20 protein-coding genes and 1 tRNA gene are annotated in these 20,464 nt (G+C 59.8%); 14 read left to right on the top strand and 7 right to left on the bottom strand.

Features of this window, described 5'->3' with window-relative positions:
- The first annotated feature begins 144 nt into the window (after positions 1–144).
- Complete coding sequence (locus tag AEAC466_RS30345; protein ID WP_023457564.1) at positions 145–1,632, top strand: methyl-accepting chemotaxis protein; 1,488 nt, start codon at positions 145–147, stop codon at positions 1,630–1,632.
- Between the two features lie 24 nt (positions 1,633–1,656).
- Here the strand turns inward: AEAC466_RS30345 and AEAC466_RS30340 are convergent, their stop codons facing one another.
- From AEAC466_RS30340 to AEAC466_RS30330, 3 genes are all read right to left on the bottom strand, one after another.
- Positions 1,657–2,331 carry a DUF4197 domain-containing protein gene (locus AEAC466_RS30340; RefSeq protein WP_023457563.1) on the bottom strand — a complete coding sequence of 225 codons (675 nt, stop codon included), beginning with the start codon at positions 2,329–2,331 and terminating at the stop codon, positions 1,657–1,659.
- A gap of 111 nt (positions 2,332–2,442) precedes the next feature.
- Positions 2,443–4,308, bottom strand: a complete 1,866-nt coding sequence (gene ilvD, locus AEAC466_RS30335; RefSeq protein ID WP_023457562.1) for a dihydroxy-acid dehydratase — start codon at positions 4,306–4,308, stop codon at positions 2,443–2,445.
- A gap of 124 nt (positions 4,309–4,432) precedes the next feature.
- On the bottom strand, positions 4,433–5,392 hold the full coding sequence (locus AEAC466_RS30330; RefSeq protein ID WP_023457561.1) for an alpha/beta hydrolase: 960 nt from the start codon (positions 5,390–5,392) through the stop codon (positions 4,433–4,435).
- A gap of 347 nt (positions 5,393–5,739) precedes the next feature.
- Between AEAC466_RS30330 and AEAC466_RS30325 the strand changes: the two genes are divergently transcribed.
- From AEAC466_RS30325 to leuB, 10 genes are all read left to right on the top strand, one after another.
- Positions 5,740–5,889 carry a hypothetical protein gene (locus tag AEAC466_RS30325; protein ID WP_155913546.1) on the top strand — a complete coding sequence of 50 codons (150 nt, stop codon included), beginning with the start codon at positions 5,740–5,742 and terminating at the stop codon, positions 5,887–5,889.
- 102 nt (positions 5,890–5,991) lie between these two features.
- Positions 5,992–6,555, top strand: coding sequence for a dihydroxy-acid dehydratase domain-containing protein (locus AEAC466_RS30320; protein WP_023457558.1), 564 nt, complete (start codon positions 5,992–5,994; stop codon positions 6,553–6,555).
- Between the two features lie 33 nt (positions 6,556–6,588).
- Positions 6,589–7,596, top strand: a complete 1,008-nt coding sequence (gene ilvC / locus AEAC466_RS30315; protein WP_023457557.1) for a ketol-acid reductoisomerase — start codon at positions 6,589–6,591, stop codon at positions 7,594–7,596.
- A gap of 75 nt (positions 7,597–7,671) precedes the next feature.
- Entirely contained in the window at positions 7,672–9,357 is a 1,686-nt protein-coding gene (ilvG, locus tag AEAC466_RS30310) for an acetolactate synthase 2 catalytic subunit (protein ID WP_023457556.1), read from the top strand.
- Entirely contained in the window at positions 9,335–9,622 is a 288-nt protein-coding gene (locus tag AEAC466_RS30305) for an ACT domain-containing protein (protein ID WP_023457555.1), read from the top strand. The genes ilvG and AEAC466_RS30305 overlap by 23 nt, the downstream gene beginning before the upstream one ends.
- Positions 9,619–11,211, top strand: a complete 1,593-nt coding sequence (locus AEAC466_RS30300) for a 2-isopropylmalate synthase (protein WP_023457554.1) — start codon at positions 9,619–9,621, stop codon at positions 11,209–11,211. The genes AEAC466_RS30305 and AEAC466_RS30300 overlap by 4 nt, the downstream gene beginning before the upstream one ends.
- The gene (locus AEAC466_RS30295; RefSeq protein WP_023457553.1) at positions 11,208–12,152 is read left to right on the top strand and encodes a branched-chain amino acid transaminase; all 945 of its coding nucleotides are present in this window, start codon (positions 11,208–11,210) and stop codon (positions 12,150–12,152) included. Before AEAC466_RS30300 ends, AEAC466_RS30295 begins: the two co-directional genes overlap by 4 nt.
- 246 nt (positions 12,153–12,398) lie before the next feature.
- Positions 12,399–13,811: a 3-isopropylmalate dehydratase large subunit gene (gene leuC / locus AEAC466_RS30290; protein ID WP_023457552.1), complete on the top strand. Its 1,413-nt coding sequence runs from the start codon at positions 12,399–12,401 to the stop codon at positions 13,809–13,811.
- 1 nt (position 13,812) lies between these two features.
- A complete protein-coding gene (leuD, locus tag AEAC466_RS30285) occupies positions 13,813–14,403 on the top strand; it encodes a 3-isopropylmalate dehydratase small subunit (RefSeq protein ID WP_023457551.1) in 591 nt (196 codons plus the stop codon).
- Positions 14,403–15,470, top strand: coding sequence for a 3-isopropylmalate dehydrogenase (gene leuB, locus AEAC466_RS30280; protein WP_023457550.1), 1,068 nt, complete (start codon positions 14,403–14,405; stop codon positions 15,468–15,470). The genes leuD and leuB overlap by 1 nt, the downstream gene beginning before the upstream one ends.
- 110 nt (positions 15,471–15,580) lie before the next feature.
- Here leuB and AEAC466_RS30275 read toward each other — a convergent pair whose 3' ends face one another.
- Both AEAC466_RS30275 and AEAC466_RS30270 read right to left on the bottom strand, forming a co-directional pair.
- Positions 15,581–15,871, bottom strand: coding sequence for a DUF167 domain-containing protein (locus AEAC466_RS30275; RefSeq protein ID WP_031238473.1), 291 nt, complete (start codon positions 15,869–15,871; stop codon positions 15,581–15,583).
- A complete protein-coding gene (locus tag AEAC466_RS30270; RefSeq protein WP_023457548.1) occupies positions 15,864–16,169 on the bottom strand; it encodes a YggT family protein in 306 nt (101 codons plus the stop codon). The genes AEAC466_RS30275 and AEAC466_RS30270 overlap by 8 nt, the downstream gene beginning before the upstream one ends.
- Positions 16,170–16,307: 138 nt before the next feature.
- On the opposite strand from AEAC466_RS30270, the gene AEAC466_RS30265 reads away from it, so the two are divergent.
- Positions 16,308–16,383: transfer RNA gene (locus tag AEAC466_RS30265), tRNA-Ala, on the top strand.
- A 98-nt stretch (positions 16,384–16,481) separates the two neighbouring features.
- Here AEAC466_RS30265 and AEAC466_RS30260 read toward each other — a convergent pair.
- Positions 16,482–17,570: an acyltransferase family protein gene (locus tag AEAC466_RS30260; protein ID WP_023457547.1), complete on the bottom strand. Its 1,089-nt coding sequence runs from the start codon at positions 17,568–17,570 to the stop codon at positions 16,482–16,484.
- Positions 17,571–17,774: 204 nt separating this feature from the next.
- Here AEAC466_RS30260 and AEAC466_RS30255 point away from each other — a divergent pair, with 204 nt between their 5' ends.
- On the top strand, positions 17,775–18,485 hold the full coding sequence (locus AEAC466_RS30255) for an SURF1 family protein (RefSeq protein WP_023457546.1): 711 nt from the start codon (positions 17,775–17,777) through the stop codon (positions 18,483–18,485).
- A 56-nt stretch (positions 18,486–18,541) separates the two neighbouring features.
- On the opposite strand, the gene AEAC466_RS30250 is transcribed toward AEAC466_RS30255, so the two are convergent.
- Entirely contained in the window at positions 18,542–19,177 is a 636-nt protein-coding gene (locus tag AEAC466_RS30250; protein WP_155913543.1) for a hypothetical protein, read from the bottom strand.
- Between the two features lie 223 nt (positions 19,178–19,400).
- On the opposite strand from AEAC466_RS30250, the gene cyoA reads away from it, so the two are divergent.
- Complete coding sequence (gene cyoA / locus AEAC466_RS30245; RefSeq protein ID WP_052025089.1) at positions 19,401–20,432, top strand: ubiquinol oxidase subunit II; 1,032 nt, start codon at positions 19,401–19,403, stop codon at positions 20,430–20,432.
- Positions 20,433–20,464: the final 32 nt, after the last annotated feature.

Below are 20,464 nucleotides of genomic sequence, written 5' to 3'. Positions count from 1 at the left end.
TTTATGATTTTTCCCGAATTTTTCGTTATGGATCTGGCGGTAACTCGCTATTAACGGCATCGCGTCTAGCAAAAAAACCTGTACCGCGTATGACCCACTCAATTTGCAAACGGGGCGCAAGAGCCTCCAAAGGATCAGGCGATCATGTTTTTCAAGGCACCGGTCGGTACTGACGGCAAGAGTGTGTTGGCGGCGTTGGATGCCTCGCAGGCCATTATAGAATTTAAGCCGGACGGAAGCATCCTGACGGCGAACAGCAATTTCCTGACAACACTCGGATATAGGCTAAGCGATATTGTGGGCCGTAACCACAGCCTGTTCTGTGCCCGCATCTACACGGAAAGCGAAGACTACCGCCGGTTCTGGCGCGACCTGGCGTCCGGCCAGCCTCAGTCAGGCACCTTCAAACGCTTCAGCAAGACCGGTGAGGTCATCTGGCTTCAGGCGACCTACGCGCCTGTGCATGACCTGTCAGGGCGTGTCATCAAGATTATTAAGCTTGCCACGGACATCACCGCCGCCAAGTTGGCCGAGATCGATCATAAGGGCAAGGTCGAGGCGCTTAACCGCTCACAAGCCGTGATCGAATTTACCCCATCGGGCGATGTCATCACCGCCAACGACACGTTCCTCAAGACGATGGGCTACAGCCTGGCCGACGTTACCGGTCGACCACACAGCTTTTTCTGCGACGCCGATTTTTCCGACTCCGCCGAATATCGGCAGTTCTGGGAGCGCCTGCGCGCCGGGCATTTCCAGACCGGAGAATTCGTCCGCATCGGTCAGGGCGGCCGCAAGGTCTATATCCAGGCCAGCTATAATCCTATACTCGATGACACCGGCCACGTGATCAAGGTCGTCAAATTCGCCACCGATATGACCGTTGCGGTGGAAAAGCGCCTGCGCAATACCGACCTCAGCCAGAGCATTCATGGCGATCTGAGCGGACTTGTCGCCAATATGACGCAGGCGACGCAGATGACGGCCTCGGCCGCCACCGCCTCTTCCGAAACAGGAGCCATCATTAATTCCGTCGCAGCGGCGTCGGAGGAGTTGAACCACAGCGTACGCGATATATCGACCAGTATGGGCCATGCCCGCCAAAGCGTCGAAGGCGTCTTCAAACATGCGGAAACCGCCATTGTCTCCGCCGCCGGATTGAACAAGTCCGCCGCCGCCATGAACAATATCGTCACCTTGATCCAGAGCATTGCCGGCCAGATCAACCTGCTGGCGCTCAACGCCACCATCGAATCCGCACGGGCTGGCGATGCCGGCAAGGGCTTCGCCGTCGTAGCCAGCGAGGTCAAGACCCTGGCCAATCAGGCGGCGGCGTCCACCAAGACCATCGCCAGCGAAATCGCCACCATGCAGGCGGCCACGGGTGAAGTCGTTGACGCACTCGACCTCATCTCCGGTTCGATGGACAGCGTGCTTGGCAATGTGACCTCCGTCGCCAGCGCCATGGAACAGCAGAGCGTCGTCACCACCGAAATCAGCCACAACATGCAGTCGGCAGTGTCGGCGGTAGAGCAGATCAATGACAGCCTGGGGCAAATCACCCACACCTTCTCGAACGTCGCAGCCGCATCGGAAAAGGTGAGGTCGGATGTGGAAGTGCTGGTCGCCTGACGCGCTTTCGCCGAATGACACCCTTTAGCCGAAAATCGCTTTCAGGATTTGCGTCGTCCGCTTGGCCGGATCGCGGCGGATGGCGGTTTCCTCGGTGCCGACATAGTAGAACAAGCCCTGCAGGGCCAGGCCAACGGCATAGTCGCCGAGATAAGTCTTGGCATCCGTCTTGAGAAACCCTTGCATATTGTTGCGCTTGACGACCCGGTCGAGATAATCGACGGCCCCGGTCTGCTGCATCGCGTTCTGCATCGGCGGGGTGAACGCCGTCTTCAGCCCAGGCGTCGCCGTGCGTTGCAGGTACTGCGTCCCCGATGTGTCGCCACCGTTGATGATGCCAACGGCATCCTTGATCGTCATGCCCTTGATGGCGTCGATGAAGAGGCCCTTGGCCGCCGGTGCCGCGCTTTCGGCGGCGCGATTCATGCGCAGGTGCAGATCGTCGAGCAAGCCTGACTGCCCCAGTGGTTTCAGCAGCTTCTGAGTCTTGGCCAGGGTTTTGGGCAAGGGAATCTGGATGCGCGTATCGTCCCAATAGCCACCGGGACGGGAGACCCGTTCGACAGCCGCCTGCGTCCCCTTGGTCAGGATATCGCGAAGACCGGTCTGCGCGTCTTTTTCAGACAGGGCCCTGGCCCAGGCGTCACCGGCAAACCCCAGGACGCCAATAGCTCCCCATACGAATAGCCGTCTGTCCATGGTCGCTCCCCTTCTTACAACAGGCGAGCCTACAGCCAATAACCGCAAAATCCAGCGCTATTATGCGCCGGACATTGTCACTGTTTCAACCGGGTCACCGCTTCAACCGGGTCACCGTTTCAACTGGCCCAGATCGCGCACCGCACCGGTATCGGCCGAGGTAACCAGCGCCGCATAGGCCTTGAGCGCCGCTGAGACGTAGCGTTCGCGGTTCTTAGGCGTATAGGCGTCAGCGCCGCGATGTGCCTCGGCGGCGCGGCGTTCGGCGATTTCGCGGTCGGAAATGGCCAGATGGATAGAGCGGTTGGGGATATCGATCTCGATCGGGTCACCGTCCTCGACCAGGGCGATCAGACCGCCCGCCGCCGCTTCGGGCGAGGCATGGCCGATCGACAAGCCGGACGTGCCGCCGGAGAAACGCCCGTCGGTCAGAAGGGCGCAGGCCTTGCCCAGCCCCTTGGATTTCAGATAGGTGGTCGGATAGAGCATTTCCTGCATGCCCGGTCCGCCCTTGGGGCCTTCGTAGCGGATGACCACCACGTCGCCCGCTTCGATATGATTGTTCAATATGGCCGTCGTCGCCGCGTCCTGGGATTCGAAAACCCGTGCCTTGCCGGTAAACGTCCAGATCGATTCATCGACGCCGGCCGTTTTCACGATGCAGCCCTTTTCGGCGATATTGCCGTACAGCACGGCCAGGCCACCGTCCTTGGTGAAGGCGTGATCGACGCTGCGGATCGCGCCGGTCTGGCGGTTGCTGTCGAGTTCGCCCCAGCGCTTGCTTTGCGAGAAGGCCTGGGTCGTGCGCACGCCGCCCGGTGCCGCCTTGAAGAATTCGGCCACACTGGCGTCGTTGGACGACTTGATGTCCCAGTGCGCCAGGGCTGCCGCCAGGGACGAGCTATGGACCGTCGGCAACTCGCCGTGCAAAAGGCCGCCGCGATGCAGTTCGCCCAGAATGCCCATAATGCCGCCCGCGCGGTGAACGTCTTCGATATGGACGTGGGAGACGGCCGGCGCGACCTTGCAGATGCAGGGGGTGGTGCGCGAAATCCGGTCGATGTCCTGCATGGTGAAATCGACGCCCGCTTCCTGAGCCGCCGCCAGTATATGCAGAACGGTATTGGTCGAACCACCCATGGCAACGTCGAGGCGCATAGCGTTTTCGAAGGCTTCGAAGGTGGCGACCGACCGCGGCAATACCGAGGCGTCGTCCTGGCCGTACCAGCGCTCGCACATGTCCACGATCGTGCGGCCCGCCTCGCAGAACAGGCGCTCGCGGTCGGTATGGGTGGCCAGAGTCGTGCCGTTGCCAGGCAGTGACAGGCCGAGCGCTTCGGTCAGGCAGTTCATCGAATTGGCCGTGAACATACCCGAGCAGGACCCGCAGGTCGGACAGGCATTTTCCTCGACCGCCTGGACCTGTTCGTCGGAAATGCGGTCGTCGCCGGCCTGCATCATGGCGTCGACCAGGTCGAGCGCATGTTCCCGCGCCACGCCGTCCTTGTCCGCCCATACGACCTTCCCGGCTTCCATCGGACCGCCGGACACGAAGATGGTCGGGATATTGATACGCATGGCGGCATTAAGCATGCCAGGCGTGATCTTGTCGCAGTTCGAGATACACACCATGGCGTCGGCGCAGTGGGCATTGACCATATATTCGACGCTGTCGGCGATCAGGTCTCGGCTGGGCAGGCTGTACAACATGCCGCCGTGGCCCATGGCGATGCCATCATCGACAGCGATAGTGTTGAACTCCTTGGCGACGCCGCCGGCGCGCTCAATCTCGCGCGCGACCAGTTGCCCCAGGTCCTTCAGGTGGACGTGGCCGGGCACGAACTGGGTGAAGGAATTGACCACGGCAATGATCGGCTTGGAAAAATCGCCGTCCTTCATACCGGTTGCCCGCCAAAGCGCCCGTGCGCCCGCCATGTTGCGGCCGAAGGTGGTGGTGCGGGAACGTAAAGCGGGCATGATAGTTACCTGTGTAAGCAAATCTAGGAGAAACAAGGCTTTGCGGGATTGCGCCTATATAGGCTTGTCTGCCGCAATGGCAATATTTTTGTCGCCCCGGCGTATGTGACGGGCATGAAGGCGGCTATTTTCCGTCGCGCCACAGCCAGCGAATGATATCGGGCAGCAGCGCGCCGCCATGTTCACCCGTATGGCCGCCGTCACCCCAGACATATTTGAGATCGTAGCGCGCCGGTCCCAAATTCCATTTGTCGGCATTGGCATTGGCCCATTCGATCGATTTGACCATCTGCTGATTGGCCAGGAACCAGTTGCCATGCTCGTTGTCGAGATCGTTGGCGCCGTCCTGCATGAAGATGCGCAGCGGGCGGATCTTCGACTTGCGGATCAGACCGGGATAGGCGTCGCCGCCGGGGATATAGGGCGTGGTGGCGGTCGCCGGGCGCATACCGATTGACGTGTAGGAGCCGATCAGGCTGATGACATTGCCAAACGCCTCCGGATGATGCCAGGCGACGGTGAACGACGCTATGGCGCCGCTGGAACCGCCGCCGATGATGCGGCGCTTCGGATCGCTGGTAAACCTGTAGGTCTTGGCGACTTCGGGCAGCAGTTCCTCGATCAGCATACGCCCGAACGTGTCGTCCAGCGCATCATACTCTTCGGCGCGATGATCCGGATTGCTCATGCCGAGCGTGTCGGGATAGTGCTCGCCCGTATTGCCGGGCGTCACAAATATGCCGAGCGTCGGGGCAATGTCACCCTTGGCGATCAGGTTGTCGAGCACGACAGGCACCTTTTCCGATCCGGCTATGGCGCGTTGGCCGTCCTGATAAACGATGAGGTTCGGCGGATTGGCGGCATTATATCCGACCGGCACATAGACCCAGTAGCGACGGACCGTGCCCGGAATCAGCTTGGAATGAAATTCGACAGGCCCCAGCAACTGACCGTGCGGCACGTTTTGAACCTGAGAATCAACCGTCGGCGGATATTCGCCGGGTTTGCGTCCGTCCGGATGCGGTTGCGCGGCGGCCGGAAGCGCGACGCAAAACAGTATGGCTGCGGTGACAATCGCCTTCATGATATCTTCCCTGTGTTTTTGGTACCGTTTTGGGCCCTAGTTTTGCATCATGATAGGCTTCAGCCGGCGGTTGGCAAGGTACAGCACCCGGCCGAGGCGATGGTTGCCGTTGAAACCGGGACAGAAGTTTTCGCATTTTACCATCACAGGGCCGTGATTTCCACCTTTTGTCGTCGCGATTTGAAATATTTAACCCATATATTTCTACTTTCAGGCAAAATATTTTGCTGCGTCGCCGTTATACATGGAATTGCCGGAAAATTTTTCCAAAATTTCGATTGCCATTTGAAAAAACATCTGTCTATATGTGGACACACGCACCCACACCGGGCGGCGGGGAGATCGTTATGACCCAGGCTTCGGCCATCGCCATTTCGCAAAACAAGACGCAAGAGCTTCGTGCTCTGGCGACGTCTTTTGCCATGGTTGTCATTATCGTAGACCTCGTATCGCTGCTTATTGGGGGCGTAGTACGCCCCCTAATGCCGGAGTGGTAGCGCAGGTTTAAACACCCGCACTTTCGAGGATAAAAATCCTCCCGCTCCCCAAACGAGCGGGATTTTTTCGCACATCTGACCTTTAGAAACCGAGACATCGCCATGACCATCCAGACCCTGAGAAAGCAAGATACCACCGCTCCGTTCGGCGCCGGTTCGCTTGTACGCTCACAGCAGGGCGGGTTTGCGATTATGCACGGTACGCTCGCCCCGGAAGGCTGCGTTATTCGCACCGGCGCTTTCGCCGAGGACATGTTCGATGGCACGGCCCGCGTCTTCGGCCACGCCGAAGCGGCGCAGGACGCCATCTTCTCCGGCGAGATCAAGGGGTCTGACATCATCGTCATGCGCGCCGCCTCGACGGAGGCGCTGTCGGCCATCAGCCGCGCCCTCGACATCATGGAACTGGAGGGCGTCTGCGTCCTGACCGACAGCCGCATCGGCAACGGTTCACACGGCCGCATCATCGGCAACTGCGCCCCATCGGCCGCCGCCGGCGGTCCGATCGCGCTCGTCCGCGACGGCGACACCATCCATATCGATATCGCCACCCGCCACATCGACCTGATGACCGAAACCGCGGCCCAGGGCGCCCAGAAATTCACCGCACATATGCCGAAGTCGTTTGCCCCCGGCGAACGCTACGCGCGCATGTTCGGCGCATAACCTCAACCTACTCAAAAGACTACGGAGCCTATTGTGAAGATCTATACGAATGACGACGTTTCCCCCGACAGCCTGAAGGGTGAGCGCATCGCCATCATCGGCTACGGCAGCCAGGGCCGCGCCCACGCCCAGAACCTCCGCGACTCCGGCGCGGATGTCATCGTCGGCGTGCGTCCCGGCGGCGCCGGCGAAGAAAAGGCCAAGCATGACGGCCTGCAAACCGCCGACCTGGCCGACGCCGTCAAGGACGCGACCATCATCGCCATCCTGACGCCGGACATGAGCCACGCCGAGATCTACAGCAACATCATCGAAAAGCACGCGCCGAAGGGTTCGGCCCTGCTGTTCGCCCACGGCTTCTCGGTTCTCTACGGTCGCGTCGTTCCGCGCGCCGACATGGACGTCATCCTGGTTGCCCCGAAGGGCCCGGGCGACCTCGTTCGTCGCGAATATCAGCGCGGCCGCGGCGTGCCGTCGCTGTTCGCCGTTGACAAGGACGTGTCCGGCCAGGCCGCCCGCAAGGCGCTGGGCTATGCCCGCGGCATCGGCGGCACCGTTGGTGGCGTCATCGAAACCTCCTTCAAGGAAGAAACCGAAACCGATCTGTTCGGTGAACAGGCCGTCCTGTGCGGCGGTACGACCGAGCTGGTCCTTATGGGCTTCGAAACCCTGGTTGAAGCCGGTTACCGTCCGGAAATCGCCTATTTCGAATGCCTGCACGAGCTCAAGCTGATCGTCGACCTGCTGTACGAAGGCGGCTTCGCCAAGATGCACTCCTTCGTTTCGGAAACCTGCAAGTATGGCGACCTGGTCTCGGGCCCGCGCATCATCAATGCCGAAACCCGCGAGCGCATGCGCGACGTACTCAAGGACATCCAGAGCGCCAACTTTGCGCGTGACTGGATCTTGGAAAACCAGGCCGGCCGCCCGCGTTACAACGCCCTGATGAATGCCGACCTCAATCACCCGATCGAAAAGGTCGGCAAGGATCTGCGCGGCCGCATGAGCTGGCTGCAAAACAAGGCAAACGTCGACGCGTAACTGTCGACTTCTCCGGCGGCGGGTCATAGGCAGACCCGCCGCACCCCTTCTATTTGAACGATCTGAGATTTTTTGATGAGCAACCAACCTACCGGAGCCCAACTGGTCATCTCCACGCTGAAAGCGCTGGGGGTTGAGACCCTATTCGGCTATCCAGGCGGGGCGATCATGCCCATCTATGACGCGCTGGCCGGTTCGGGCCTGAAGCATATCCTGGTGCGCCATGAGCAGGGCGCGGCGTTTGCCGCTGACGCCTATGCGCGCGCCACGGGCAGCGTCGGCGTCTGCATGGCAACGTCGGGCCCCGGCGCCACCAATCTGATTACCGGTATAGCCAATGCCTATATGGACAGCGTGCCCGTGGTCTGCATAACAGGCCAGGTCGCCACGCACCTGATGGGCACAGACGGCTTCCAGGAAGTCGATATCCTCGGCATCTGCCTGCCCATCGTCAAGCATTCGTGGCTGGTCCGCGATCCCGCCGATATTCCGGCGATATTGGCCGAGGCCTTCGCCATCGCCGCCGAAGGTCGCCCGGGTCCCGTCCTGGTCGATATCCCGAAGGATGTCGCCGCCGCCCATGTCGCCGTGTCATCTGCCGCTTCCTTCCCGGAATGGACCCCGCCTGCGCCCGACGCCGGCGCGATCAAGGCCGCTGAAAAGCTGATCGAACAGGCCAAGCACCCGCTGCTCTATATCGGCGGCGGTGTCGAAATCGGCGACGCTTCTAAGGAAGTGCGCGACCTGGTCGCCCGCACGGGTATTCCTGCCGTTTCGACCTTGAAGGGCATCGGCACCCTGCCGACCACCGCCGATCTCTATCTCGGCATGTTGGGCATGCACGGCACCCGCGCCGCCAATATCGCCGTTCAGGACGCCGACCTGCTGATCGCCCTGGGCGCCCGGTTCGACGACCGCGCCACGGGCAAGCTCAACGCCTTTGCGCCCAACGCCAAGATCATCCATGCCGACATCGATCCGGCCGAGATCAACAAGCTGCGCAAGGCCGATGTCGCCATCGTCGGCGACTTGAAAAAGACCATTGCCGGCCTGAACCCGAAAATGCCTGCGATCCAGAAGTGGGTCGAAAAGTGCAAGGCTGACAAGTGGGAACACCGCTTCAAATACAATGCGCCGGGCAAGGGCATCTACGCCCCCGGTCTGCTGAAATCCCTGTCGGAAAAGGCCGGTGACAAGTTCATTGCCGCCTGCGACGTGGGCCAGCACCAGATGTGGGTCGCCCAGCACTGCGAATTCGCGCACAATCGCGCCCATCTGACTTCGGGCGGGTCCGGCGCCATGGGCTATGGCCTGCCGGCCGGCGTCGGCGCCAAGCTGGCAAAGCCCGACCACCATGTCGTCACCATATCGGGCGACGGCTCCTTCATGATGAACATTCAGGAGATGGCGACCTTAAACCGCTATAACATCCCCCTGAAGATCGTCCTGCTCGACAATTCCTCGCTCGGCCTGGTGCGCCAGTGGCAGGAACTGTTCTATCAGGAAAATTACAGCGAAATCGACCTGTCGGACAATCCCGACTTCGTCGAGGTCGCCAAGGCCTTCGGCCTGAGCGCGTTCCGCATCACCCATCGCCATGAGGTCGAAGGTGCGCTGGACAAGCTTCTGGCCGCCGAAGGCCCGACCCTGTTGCATGTGTTGATTGACCCGAGAGAGAACGTCTGGCCGCTTGTGCCGCCGGGCGCTTCGAATGCTGAAATGATGGAGGAGCGTTGGGATGAGCCACTTGATTCATATTGAGCTGGATCGCCTGGAAGGCTCCCTGCTGCGAATTCTGGGCCTCGTCGAGAGACGGGGTTTCAACATCGACGGTGCTGAACTCTACGATCTCGGCGAGGACAAGCGCGGCCTGTCTCTGACAGTGCGGCCGCGCGACCTATCCCGCAGCCTGGATATCCTGGGCCTTCAGATCGATCGCCTGTACGGCATCAAGCGCCTGGCCAGTGACCCGAGGGGTCAGGCCGCGCCATCGCCTACAGAGCCCAAAGCAAAGATAAATGCATGAGCTATGTCAGTCCGCTTCAGGACCCGAATCGTATCCTCGTCTTCGACACCAGTCTGCGCGACGGTGAACAGGCGCCCGGCTTTTCCCTCGGCGTAAAGGAAAAGCTGATGATGGCCCACGCGCTCAAGGAACTGGGCGTAGACATCATCGAGGCGGGTTTCGCCGCTTCCTCTCCCGGCGACGAAGCCGCCCTGCACGCCGTGGCCTCGGAAGTCGAAGGCCCGACCTTCTGTTCATTGTCACGCGCGCTGGAATCCGATCTCGATGCCGCCGCCCGGGCGCTCGAACCCGCCAAGCGGTCGCGCGTTCATATCTTCCTGGCGACGTCGCCCATCCATCGCGCCGCCAAGCTGAAGAAGACCCGCGACGAGGTGCTGGAAATCGGCGTCCGCGCCGTGTCCTATGCCGCGAAGCTGTTCGACGAGGTCGAGTTTTCGCCGGAGGATGCCATCCGCACGGAGCCGGATTTCCTGACCGAAATCTGCCAGGCGGTTGCCGATGCCGGTGCGACGACGCTGAACATCCCCGATACGGTCGGCTATTCGACGCCGAACGAAATCTTCCGCATCTTCACGGCATTGAAGTCGCAGATCACCGGCCATCCGGACATGGTCTACTCGGCGCACTGCCATAACGACCTGGGTCTGGCCGTCGCCAACACCTTGTCGGCGATTGATGCCGGCGCGCGTCAGATCGAATGCACGATCAACGGTATCGGTGAACGGGCGGGCAATTGTTCGCTGGAAGAAGTCGTCATGGCGCTCAAGGTCCGCCCGGACCTGTACAGCGTCACGACCGGCATCGACACCACCAAGCTGACCGGCGTGTCGCGCATGTTGTCGCGCGCCACCGGCAGCGTCATGGTCCGCAACAAGGCCATCGTCGGCAAGAACGCTTTTGCGCACGAAAGCGGCATCCATCAGCACGGCATGCTGAACGATGCCCGCACCTACGAAATCATGCGCCCGGAAGATGTCGGCCTGGAAAAGTCGAACATGGTGCTGGGCAAACATTCCGGCCGCCACGCCATTGCCAAGCAGGCCGCGGCCATGGGCCATGTCCTCGACGACAAGGCGCTGACCGAGGTCTTCCAGGCCTTCAAGCGCCGCGCCGATGAAATCGGTGAGATCGACGAAAACGAACTGAAGTCGCTGCTCAACCGGACCAATGCGCATGGCGATACGGCGCGTATCTCCGGCGTCCGCACCCAGGTCATCCGTGACCGTACCGACATCGCGCTCGACCTGTTGCACGACGACCGGTCGTTGCAAACGGTGCGCGGCGAAGGCAGCAATGCCTTCGAGGCCGGCATGGATGCGCTGAGCAAGGCCTATGGCATCACGGCGCAGGTTGCCGACTGCGAAATCACCCAGGCCGGGTTCGATTTCGAAGGCGGCGCGTTTGCCGAAATCAGTCTCAATATCAAGGGAGAGGTTTATCGGGGCCGTGGTCGCGGCCCCGACCCGGTATGGGCCGGATTGCGCGCATTATGCGATGCGTTTGAAAAATCCGTCTTCTTGGCGCTCGCGAATGAGCGTAAAGACGTTGCCCCAGATACCACTCCTATAAAGATTGCTGCAAACACATGACAAAACTCGCTGACAAAATCTGGATGAACGGCCAAATGCTGGCCTGGGAGGACGCGAATGTCCACGTCCTGACCCACGCCCTGCACTACGGCACCTCTGTCTTCGAAGGCATCCGCGCCTATGATACGCCGAACGGTTCGGTCGGCTTCCGTCTGCGTGACCACCTGGTCCGCCTGGAAGATTCCGCCCGCATTTACGGCATCAAGATCCCCTATACCCTTGAGCAGATGGTCCAGGCGTGTAAGGATACCCTTACCGCCAATGGCCTGAAAAGCGCCTACTGGCGTCCGGTCGCCTTCCTGGGTGAAAACGGCCTGGGCGTTACGCCGAAGGGCGATAATATCAAGGTCGACCTGGCCATCGCCGCCTTTCCGTGGGGCGCCTATCTCGGCGAAGAAGGCCTGCTGAAGGGCGTGGACGTTTGCGTTTCGTCGTGGCAGCGCGCCGCGCCGAACACCATTCCCACTGCGGCCAAGATGGGCGGCAACTATCTGTCGTCCTACCTGATCGGCAAGGAAGCGCGCGGCCGTGGCTATGCCGAAGGCATCGGCCTGGGCACGGATGGCCGTCTGTCGGAAGGCGCCGGTGAAAACCTGTTCCTCATCATGAACGGCAAGATCCACACACCGCCGGTCGCCGCCTCCATCCTGGGCGGGATCACCCGCGACTCGATCATCAAGCTGGCCAAGGCCGACGGTTTTGAAGTCGTCGAACAGGCCCTGCCGCGCGAGATGATGTATCTGGCCGACGAAATCTTCATGTGCGGCACGGCGGCGGAAATCACCCCGATCCGCAGCGTCGATGACATCCCCACCCGCGCCGCAGGTCCCGGCAAGGTCACCAAGCGATTGATGACCCTGTTCCATGGCCTGTTCAACGGCACGACGGAAGACCGCTTCGGCTGGCTGGACCCGGTCCAGGCGACCGTTCCGGCCGAATAAGTTTGTAAAGTAAGAGACCCCACCACCGCAACGTGCCTTTAGCGCGTCGTGCGGTCCCCCTCCCCGGCAAGCCAGGGAGGTTCAAGAGAAGCGCAAAAAATCTTGTACCTCCCCAATCTATTGGGGAGGGGGACCGCGCCGCCCTTGCGGCGGGGTGGTGGGGGCTCTCGCTTGTCCTGATTACGCATTCTGTTTCCCGAAAAGTGGCGTCCACTTTTCGGCATGACGCTCTAAAACGAGAGACCCATGACCGCTAAATCGCTGTTTGAAAAAGTATGGGACGCGCACGTCGTCGAGCCGGAGGGCGCCACCAGCCCCGCCGTGCTGTATGTCGACCTGCACCTGGTCCACGAAGTCACGAGCCCGCAGGCCTTTTCCGAACTGGAAGCGCGCGGCCTGAAGGTCCGCCGCCCGGACCGCACCTTCGCGACGCTCGACCATTCCATTCCGACCTTGCGCCCGGATGCCCAGGGCAACCGGCCTTACGTCACGGAACAGGCGAAAAAGCAGGTCGAAACCCTGGAACGCAATGCCGCCAATAATGGCGTGCGCCTGTTCGGCTACGACGCGGAAAACCGGGGCGTCGTCCACGTTATCGGACCGGAAATGGGCCTGACCCAGCCTGGCTACACTGTTGTTTGCGGCGACAGCCATACCTCCACCCACGGCGCTTTCGGCTGCATCGCCTTCGGCATCGGCACCTCGGAAGTCGGCCACGTCCTGGCCACCCAATGCCTGGCCCAGCGCAAGCCCAAGACCATGCGCATCACCATCGACGGCAAGCTGCAACCGGGCGTGACGGGCAAGGATGTCGCCCTCACCGTCATCGCCACGCTCGGCTTCTCCGGCGGCACCGGCTATGCGCTGGAATATGCCGGCGACGTTATCCGCGACCTCGACATGGAAGGCCGCATGACGGTCTGCAACCTGTCCATCGAAGCCGGCGCACGCTGCGGCATGATCGCGCCCGACCAGAAGACGGTCGAATGGCTGCGTGGCCGGGAATATGTGCCGCAAGGCGAGGCTTACGAAACCGCCGCCCAGCAATGGCTGGCGCTCAAGTCGGACGACGGCGCCGTCTTCGATAAGGAAATCCGTATCGACGGCTCCGCCATCGAGCCCATGGCCACCTGGGGCACCTCGCCAGACCAGGGCGCGCCGATCGTCAAGGGCGTCCCGGTCGCCACCAACGAAGACCAGGAACGCGCCCTGAAATATATGGGCCTGCATGGCGGCGACAGCCGCGATGTCGCCAAGGTCGATGTCGTCTTCATCGGTTCGTGCACCAATGGCCGCATGGCCGACCTGCGCGCCGCCGCTGAAATCTTCAAGGGCCGCCATGTCGCCGAAGGCGTGCGCGCCCTCGTCGTGCCGGGCTCCGAATGGGTCCGTATCGAAGCCGAAAAGGAAGGCCTGGACAAGATCTTCACCGACGCGGGCGCCGAATGGCGTTTGCCGGGCTGTTCGATGTGCATCGCCATGAACGGCGATTTCGTCCTGCCGGGCCAGTTGGCCGTTTCGACATCCAACCGCAATTTCGAAGGTCGCCAGGGTCCGGGCTCGCGCACCGTCCTGGCCTCACCGGCCACGGCCGCGGCTTCCGCCATCGCCGGCCATGTCGCCGATCCCCGTCAATTCATGGCTCTGGAAAGCGCATAAGATGAGCAATCAAGAACCCGTCAATACCTTTTCGTCGCGCATCGTCGTTCTGCCCGAAGCGAATATCGATACCGATCAGATCATCCCGGCGCGCTTCCTGACGACCACCACCAAGGCCGGTCTGGGCAAGGTCGCCTTCAACGACTGGCGCTACAACGCCGATGGCTCGGACAAGGATTTCATCCTCAACCAGATCGATGCGCAGGAGCATCAGGTGCTGGTGGCCGGCAACAATCTCGGCTGCGGCTCGTCGCGCGAACATGCACCGTGGGCGTTGATGGATTACGGCTTCAAGGCGGTGATCTCGACGGAAATCGCCGACATCTTCAAGTCGAACTCGCTGAAAAACGGCCTGCTGCCCGTCGTCGTCGATAAGGCCACCTACGACAAGCTGCTGGCCAATCCGCAACAGCGCGTCACCATCAACCTGGAATCCTGCGAACTGTCGCTCGAAGACGGCACGGTCTTCCACTTCCAGGTCGAAGAATTCGCCCGTCAGTGCCTACTCGAAGGGGTTGACGCCATGGGCTGGCTGATCAAGCGCCTGCCGCAAATCGAACAATACGAACAATCGAACGGAAAGGCCGCCTGATGGGTACCTATAATATCGTTGTGCTGCCGGGTGACGGCATCGGTCCGGAAGTTGCCGCCGCCGGCGTATCGGCGCTGAAAGTCATCGGCGAGGTCTACGGCCACAGCTTCAATTTCGACGAAAAGCGCATCGGCGGCATTGCCATCGACACCGACAATAACCCTTACCCGGAAGAGACGGACAAGGCCTGCCTGGCGGCCGACGCCGTGCTGCTCGGCGCCGTTGGCGGTCCGAAGTGGGACCTGGGCAAGATGCGCCCGGAGCAGGGTCTTCTGGCGGTGCGCAAGTCGATGGGCCTGTTCGCCAATTTGCGCCCGATGGAGGTCAAGGCCTCGCAGGTGCATCGCTCGCCGCTGAAGGCCGAAGTGGTCCAGGGCGCCGACATGCTGATCGTCCGCGAATTGACCGGCGGTCTTTATTTCGGCAAGCAGACCCGCACCGAAACCTCGGCCACCGACGAATGCGTCTATACGGTCGCCGAAGTCGAACGCGTCGCCCGCGTCGCCTTCGAAGCCGCCCGCAAGCGCCGCAACAAGGTGACCAGCGTCGATAAGGCCAATGTCATCGAAACCTCGCGCCTGTGGCGTGAGACGGTTATCCGCCTGCACAAGGCCGAATATGCCGATGTCGAGCTGGAACACAATCTGGTGGATTCCATGGCCATGCACCTGGTCACCCGTCCGACCTCGTTCGACGTCGTGGTCACGGAAAACATGTTCGGCGACATCCTGTCCGATCTCGCGTCGGTCCTCCCGGGCTCCATCGGCCTGTTGGGCTCCGCCTCGCTGGGTGCAACCGGCCAGGGCCTCTACGAGCCCATCCACGGCTCGGCCCCGGATATCGCCGGGAAGGATTTGGCCAATCCGATCGGCACGCTGAAGTCGGTGGCCATGTTGCTGCGCTTTTCGCTCAATCTGCTGACGGAAGCTGACGCACTGGACGCGGCAATTGATGCGATCGTCGAAAAGGGTGTCCTGACCCGCGATCTGGGCGGCACCGCTTCGGGCTCTCAGGTCTCACAGGCCATCAATGACCAAATTCGCGCGGCCGCATCCGTCGCCGCGTAGATTTTTGTTTTGACGCACTTTTTGATCCGAAAAGTGCGTCACACTTTTCCGGAAAGTGCTCTAATCCCTCGCAAAGGGTGAACTGGGGATTGGAGGCAACTCCAGTCCCCTTATTTTTTTGGAGAAGATGTCGCGGCCAGGCCGTCCAAATCGGCGTCGTCCAGCCCGTCAATCTCTATCTGTTTCAGCCGTGACGTATCGCCGGACGCCAGAGTCAGACGCGACTTCGGTAGCTTTAGGGTCTTTGCCAGAAAGGCCAGCAGGGCGTCATTGGCCTTGCCTTCAATAGGCGCGGCCCGGACGCGTACCTTAAGATAGCGGCGGCCCTTGTCGTCCGCATCCCATCCGTCGATCCGCTCGGCGGCGGCCTTCGGCGTCAAGCGCACATATAGCCTAGCCAATGAGCTGCCGCAGGGTTTCAAAAGCGGGCGGCAACAGGAAATTGCGCATGCCCTGAATAACCAGGAAGGCGACGATAAAGCTGATATCAAGCCCGCCCATAGGGGGGATAACGGCCCGGAATGGCGCCAGGATCGGCGTCGTAATCCGGTCGAGGATATCCATGATCATGTAGACGCCACGGTTGCGGGTATTGATGATGTTGAAGGCCACCAGCCAACTCAGGATGGCGCTCAGGATCAGGGCCCATATGACGACGCTGAAAAGACCGTAAACGATAAATGCGATAAAGTTGGTCATGCCGCGCGCGCCCCTTGTAATTTCTTAATAGTCGACTGAACTTCTGTGAATATAGGCACTTCCATAGCGGGCGCAAGTTAATGGCTGCTTGACAGGCCGCGAAGTTCGCTTATTAAGACAACTCCTTCCGGAAGGCATGGGGCTATAGCTCAGTTGGTAGAGCGCCTCGTTCGCAATGAGGAGGCCAGCGGTTCGAATCCGCTTAGCTCCACCATTCCTTCCGCCATTTTGTACATTTCTAGCCGTCAGGTTCGCCTTATAGAAATAAGGTGCTAAGTGATTTGTAATGGCCGTATCGCCGTCGATAACGCTCTAAAATGCAATCACTTTACGAACCACTGCTTTGACCTTTTCCGTGTTCGCTTCGGTCATTATTGAAAAGACATATGCAATAATTCCCACCAGAATTGGCAGAGTGAACACAAGCAGCCAACTGAACCAATTAGCCGCCAGTCGGTGCTCCGGCACAATGAAGTTCAGTACAAAAACAATCAGGGGGAAATGCATGGCATAAAGTGAGTAGGAAGACGTGGCCCCGAATCGCGCGACCGGCAACAGAACCTTTGGCATTCTAAGCTTCGCCGTCAGGGCGCAATAGAGCAATGCAGCAAAGCTGATCCCGACCAAAGCATTAGCTATAATCTTTTGGTCGTTGATAAGATTGGCAACCCCTAGGCTGCTCAGGAATATTAGCAAGCTCAGACCGACATGTGCACCGGTGGCCTGAAATTTGAGCGGACGGTTTTCTGCGAAAAAGTAAACTACGCCTCCGAGCAGCCAGATACCAAAAAGATGAAAGCCGGGAATGAACGGCAAAAAAGCGAGCGCCGGCAAGATGAAGTAAAGTTTTTTAGATTTCAGCAAAAGCCAGAGCGCCGGAAAATAGATATAGTACCAGAATTCGCAGCCCAAGCTCCAAAGAGGGCCGTTAGAGCCGAAGGTGTTCACCAATAGACGTTGCAGGAAGGCAAGGTTGCCAAGGAACGTCACAGGTCCGAGGGACTGGCTGACCGAATTGGTAAGAGAAACCGCTCCTTGCGTGCCATTATACAGGGCCGACGGAAACCAGGTCGTTCCCAGAAAATCCAGTACGCCCCCGAGTACGAGCGCCGGCAACAAGACAACCCATAGCCTGGTCAATCGAGCCAGCAGATAGCTTCCCCACGAAAACGCCTCGCCGGACCTGATCACGCTGCGAATAATCCAAAAGCCGGAAATAACGAAGAAGACAATAACTGCGTTTTCCCCTTGGGTTGTCGCGAAGCTTAGAGCCCGATTTATAATTCCCGCTGACAAAGGACGGTCAATCACTATCTGCTGTATGTGCGATACTACGACGAAGACAGCGGCACATGCGCGAACGACGTCTATAAAATCGTACTTTGACTGGGTATGCTCCATGCATTCAGTTTGTTTGTTAGTATTTAAAAGGAACTTAAGACCGCACCATCTATGTGATTATAGGGTCGTAGCGCGTGTGAAGGCACCTGGCGGCGTGAACAGAGCAACAGCGCGACATTGAGATATCTGGCGCCTGTGATAAAGCGAGCAAACCGTGCCATTTGCCCACGAACGGGCGCGATACCTGTCGATAAAGGGGCCGCCATGCGCCGTATTGCTTTCGCTATTCTGCTTATTCTGTCGGTAGCCGGCCTGACCGCCCTGGGCGTTTGGCAATTGCAGCGCCTGGCGTGGAAAACCCACCTTATCGCGCAGGTGAACGAACGGACAACGGCGCCGGCAATACCCGCCCCCGGCCCCGGGCAATGGGCGGGGCTGTCGAAGTCTTCCGACGAGTACCGCCATGTGACGATAGAGGGGCACTATCTCAATGCGGCGGAAGCTCAGGTCTATGCGCTGACCGAACTCGGTGCCGGTTACTGGGTATTGACGCCGCTAAAGATGGCGGATGGCACAATTGTTTTTATCAATCGCGGCTATGTCCCCACGGACAAAAAGGCGCCCGCGACACGGCCGCTCGGCCAATCGGAGGCAGAGGTTCGGGTGACGGGCCTGCTGCGTATGTCGGAAACAAAGGGATGGCTGTTTTCGCAGGAAAATGACCCCGATCACGATGCCTGGTATCGCCGCGACGTGGCGACTATTGCCCGGGCACGGCATCTCGGCAGCGTCGCCCCCTATTTCATCGACGCCGACGCCACACACAATCCCGGCGGACTACCGAAGGGCGGCATGACCGTAGTTCAGTTCCCCAACAGCCATCTGGCTTATGCGCTGACCTGGTTCAGCCTCGCCTTGATGCTGGCGGGTGCAGGCATATGGTTATGGCGTCGCGGCCCTGGCCCGGCGGCATAACCCCCAAATAAAAAGGGCGCCACGCGGGCGCCCTTTCGTATGGTGATTTCGAAATTCTACACCTTGGCGGTCTGTCCGTGCGGAAGATCACTGTACCACCGCTCGAACGCCTCGTCCTTCTTGCCTAGGATAGCGATATGCAACCGCTTAAACGGTTTGCCCGCAACCGTCAGGAACAGCGAAAACATACCATAGCTTTCGCGCGGTGACAGGGCATCGACGATGGCGGAACGGGGGATGGACGCTTCAATCAGCAACCCTTGATACTCCAGGCGATCTTCATGCACTTCAAGCTGGCATCTCAGCACGGCCGGGGCGCCGAAAAGCGCCAGAGCAACAGGCACCATGCCCAGAACGATCCCGAAAAACTGCTGAATGACGCCATTATGCGCGCTGAACGCGTTGGCGATTTCCCAAATGCCTGCGGCAATTAGTCCCACCGCCGCAACAACAGTCAGAATTCTGACCGCAGGACCAAACCGGTAAATACGTGTAGCCGTCGAAATTGTCGCCATTACTTTTCTCCTTGGCCAGCAAATTAACGCATGCGTCAATTTGTCCAATGCTATCTTTAAAGTGAGTTTTTGCAACACCTTATTCAAGCTTTTGACGAAAATTTTATCACGCGGTCGCTGGCGTGACGGCGTTTTTTGACAAATTTGAAAAAATATTCTCTTTCGCTCGGCGATCAATTTTTACGCATTTGCGAAAAAATATCTTCCCCCTTGCGACATTTTGACACTTGATGTCAGTGCGTTTTTCCTGTTCAGCACCAAAGGATCAAAGATGCGGCCGGCCGTGCCGCGCCCGTACGCCCTTGTGTGTAATAGGTTTTATCTCGTGTCTGATTTTGACTTCGCGGCCGCTTTAAAGCGCCGTTTCCGTTTACCTGAACAATCAAGCCCGCACAGCAATATGCTGCGTCGCAGCATAAAAAGAGGCGTGGGCCTCCTGGCGCTTGGCGCCGGAGCCGCCATGTTGAGTGGGTGCCAAATGGCGATCCTGGACCCTAAAGGCCCCGTCGGTCTTGCCGAAAAGGACCTGATCATCCTGGCCGTCCTCCTCATGCTGATCCCGGTCATACCGGTTATCGTCATGACCCTGTGGTTCGCCTGGCGGTATCGCGCCTCGAACACCAAGGCTACCTATGATCCAGACTTCGAACACTCCAACCGCATCGAAGCGGTGGTTTGGGCCGTTCCGACCCTGATCATCATCGCCCTGGGCACGGTCACATGGATATCGACCCACGAACTGGACCCGCACGTCAAGGTGCAGGCGGCGGCGCACAAGCCGGACGCCAAGCCGATTGAGGTCGAGGTCGTCTCGCTCGATTGGAAGTGGCTGTTCATCTACCCGCAATACGGCATCGCCACGGTCAACGAAATGGCCATGCCGGTCGGCACGCCCGTCCATTTCAAGCTGACCTCGGCCTCGGTAATGAATTCCTTTTTCATCCCGCAACTGGGCAGCCAGATCTACACCATGACCGGGATGCAGACCCAACTCAGCCTGCGCGCCGACCATGAAGGCGTCTATGACGGCATTTCGGCCAATTACAGCGGCGAAGGCTTCGCCGGCATGAAGTTCCAGGCCCACGCCCTGTCAGACACGGATTTCGATGCCTGGATCGCAAAGGCACGCACCTCAGGCCAAGCACTTGATTCCGCAACCTACCTGTCACTGGCAAAGCCCGGCATGTTCAACCGGCCGACCTATTTCACCTCGGTTGCCCCACAACTCTTCCACAAGATCCTCAATGGCTGCGCCGATGGTTCGCTTTGCAAGGACGACTCCGTCAACCTTGCCCGAATGAAGACACTCGATCCCGACGCCAAATTCTGTGAGGCGCCGGAAGATGCCAAGCAACGCGCCGGCCAAACGCCGACCACGAAGCAAACCCAGTCGAACGTGGCGCTGAACGGCGCTGTCGCCCCCAAGATTTAGTAGAGTGCCAATGCTCACCGCTCCCGCTCATA

The sequence above is a fragment of the Asticcacaulis sp. AC466 genome (genome assembly GCF_000495815.1).
Classification (GTDB): domain Bacteria; phylum Pseudomonadota; class Alphaproteobacteria; order Caulobacterales; family Caulobacteraceae; genus Asticcacaulis.
This window is presented reverse-complemented; position numbering and strand designations above follow the sequence as displayed.

Bases quoted from the DNA above. Each gene is read 5' to 3' on its own strand.
- AEAC466_RS30305 (WP_023457555.1), top strand. From the start codon at position 9,335: ATGAGCCACTTGATTCATATTGAGCTGGATCGCCTGGAAGGCTCCCTG.
- AEAC466_RS30255 (WP_023457546.1), top strand. From the start codon at position 17,775: ATGCGCCGTATTGCTTTCGCTATTCTGCTTATTCTGTCGGTAGCCGGC.
- AEAC466_RS30295 (WP_023457553.1), top strand. From the start codon at position 11,208: ATGACAAAACTCGCTGACAAAATCTGGATGAACGGCCAAATGCTGGCC.
- ilvG (WP_023457556.1), top strand. From the start codon at position 7,672: ATGAGCAACCAACCTACCGGAGCCCAACTGGTCATCTCCACGCTGAAA.
- AEAC466_RS30270 (WP_023457548.1), bottom strand. From the start codon at position 16,169: ATGACCAACTTTATCGCATTTATCGTTTACGGTCTTTTCAGCGTCGTC.
- AEAC466_RS30300 (WP_023457554.1), top strand. From the start codon at position 9,619: ATGAGCTATGTCAGTCCGCTTCAGGACCCGAATCGTATCCTCGTCTTC.
- leuC (WP_023457552.1), top strand. From the start codon at position 12,399: ATGACCGCTAAATCGCTGTTTGAAAAAGTATGGGACGCGCACGTCGTC.
- leuD (WP_023457551.1), top strand. From the start codon at position 13,813: ATGAGCAATCAAGAACCCGTCAATACCTTTTCGTCGCGCATCGTCGTT.
- AEAC466_RS30330 (WP_023457561.1), bottom strand. From the start codon at position 5,392: ATGAAGGCGATTGTCACCGCAGCCATACTGTTTTGCGTCGCGCTTCCG.
- AEAC466_RS30325 (WP_155913546.1), top strand. From the start codon at position 5,740: ATGACCCAGGCTTCGGCCATCGCCATTTCGCAAAACAAGACGCAAGAG.
- cyoA (WP_052025089.1), top strand. From the start codon at position 19,401: ATGCTGCGTCGCAGCATAAAAAGAGGCGTGGGCCTCCTGGCGCTTGGC.
- AEAC466_RS30340 (WP_023457563.1), bottom strand. From the start codon at position 2,331: ATGGACAGACGGCTATTCGTATGGGGAGCTATTGGCGTCCTGGGGTTT.
- AEAC466_RS30320 (WP_023457558.1), top strand. From the start codon at position 5,992: ATGACCATCCAGACCCTGAGAAAGCAAGATACCACCGCTCCGTTCGGC.
- AEAC466_RS30260 (WP_023457547.1), bottom strand. From the start codon at position 17,570: ATGGAGCATACCCAGTCAAAGTACGATTTTATAGACGTCGTTCGCGCA.
- leuB (WP_023457550.1), top strand. From the start codon at position 14,403: ATGGGTACCTATAATATCGTTGTGCTGCCGGGTGACGGCATCGGTCCG.
- ilvD (WP_023457562.1), bottom strand. From the start codon at position 4,308: ATGCCCGCTTTACGTTCCCGCACCACCACCTTCGGCCGCAACATGGCG.
- AEAC466_RS30345 (WP_023457564.1), top strand. From the start codon at position 145: ATGTTTTTCAAGGCACCGGTCGGTACTGACGGCAAGAGTGTGTTGGCG.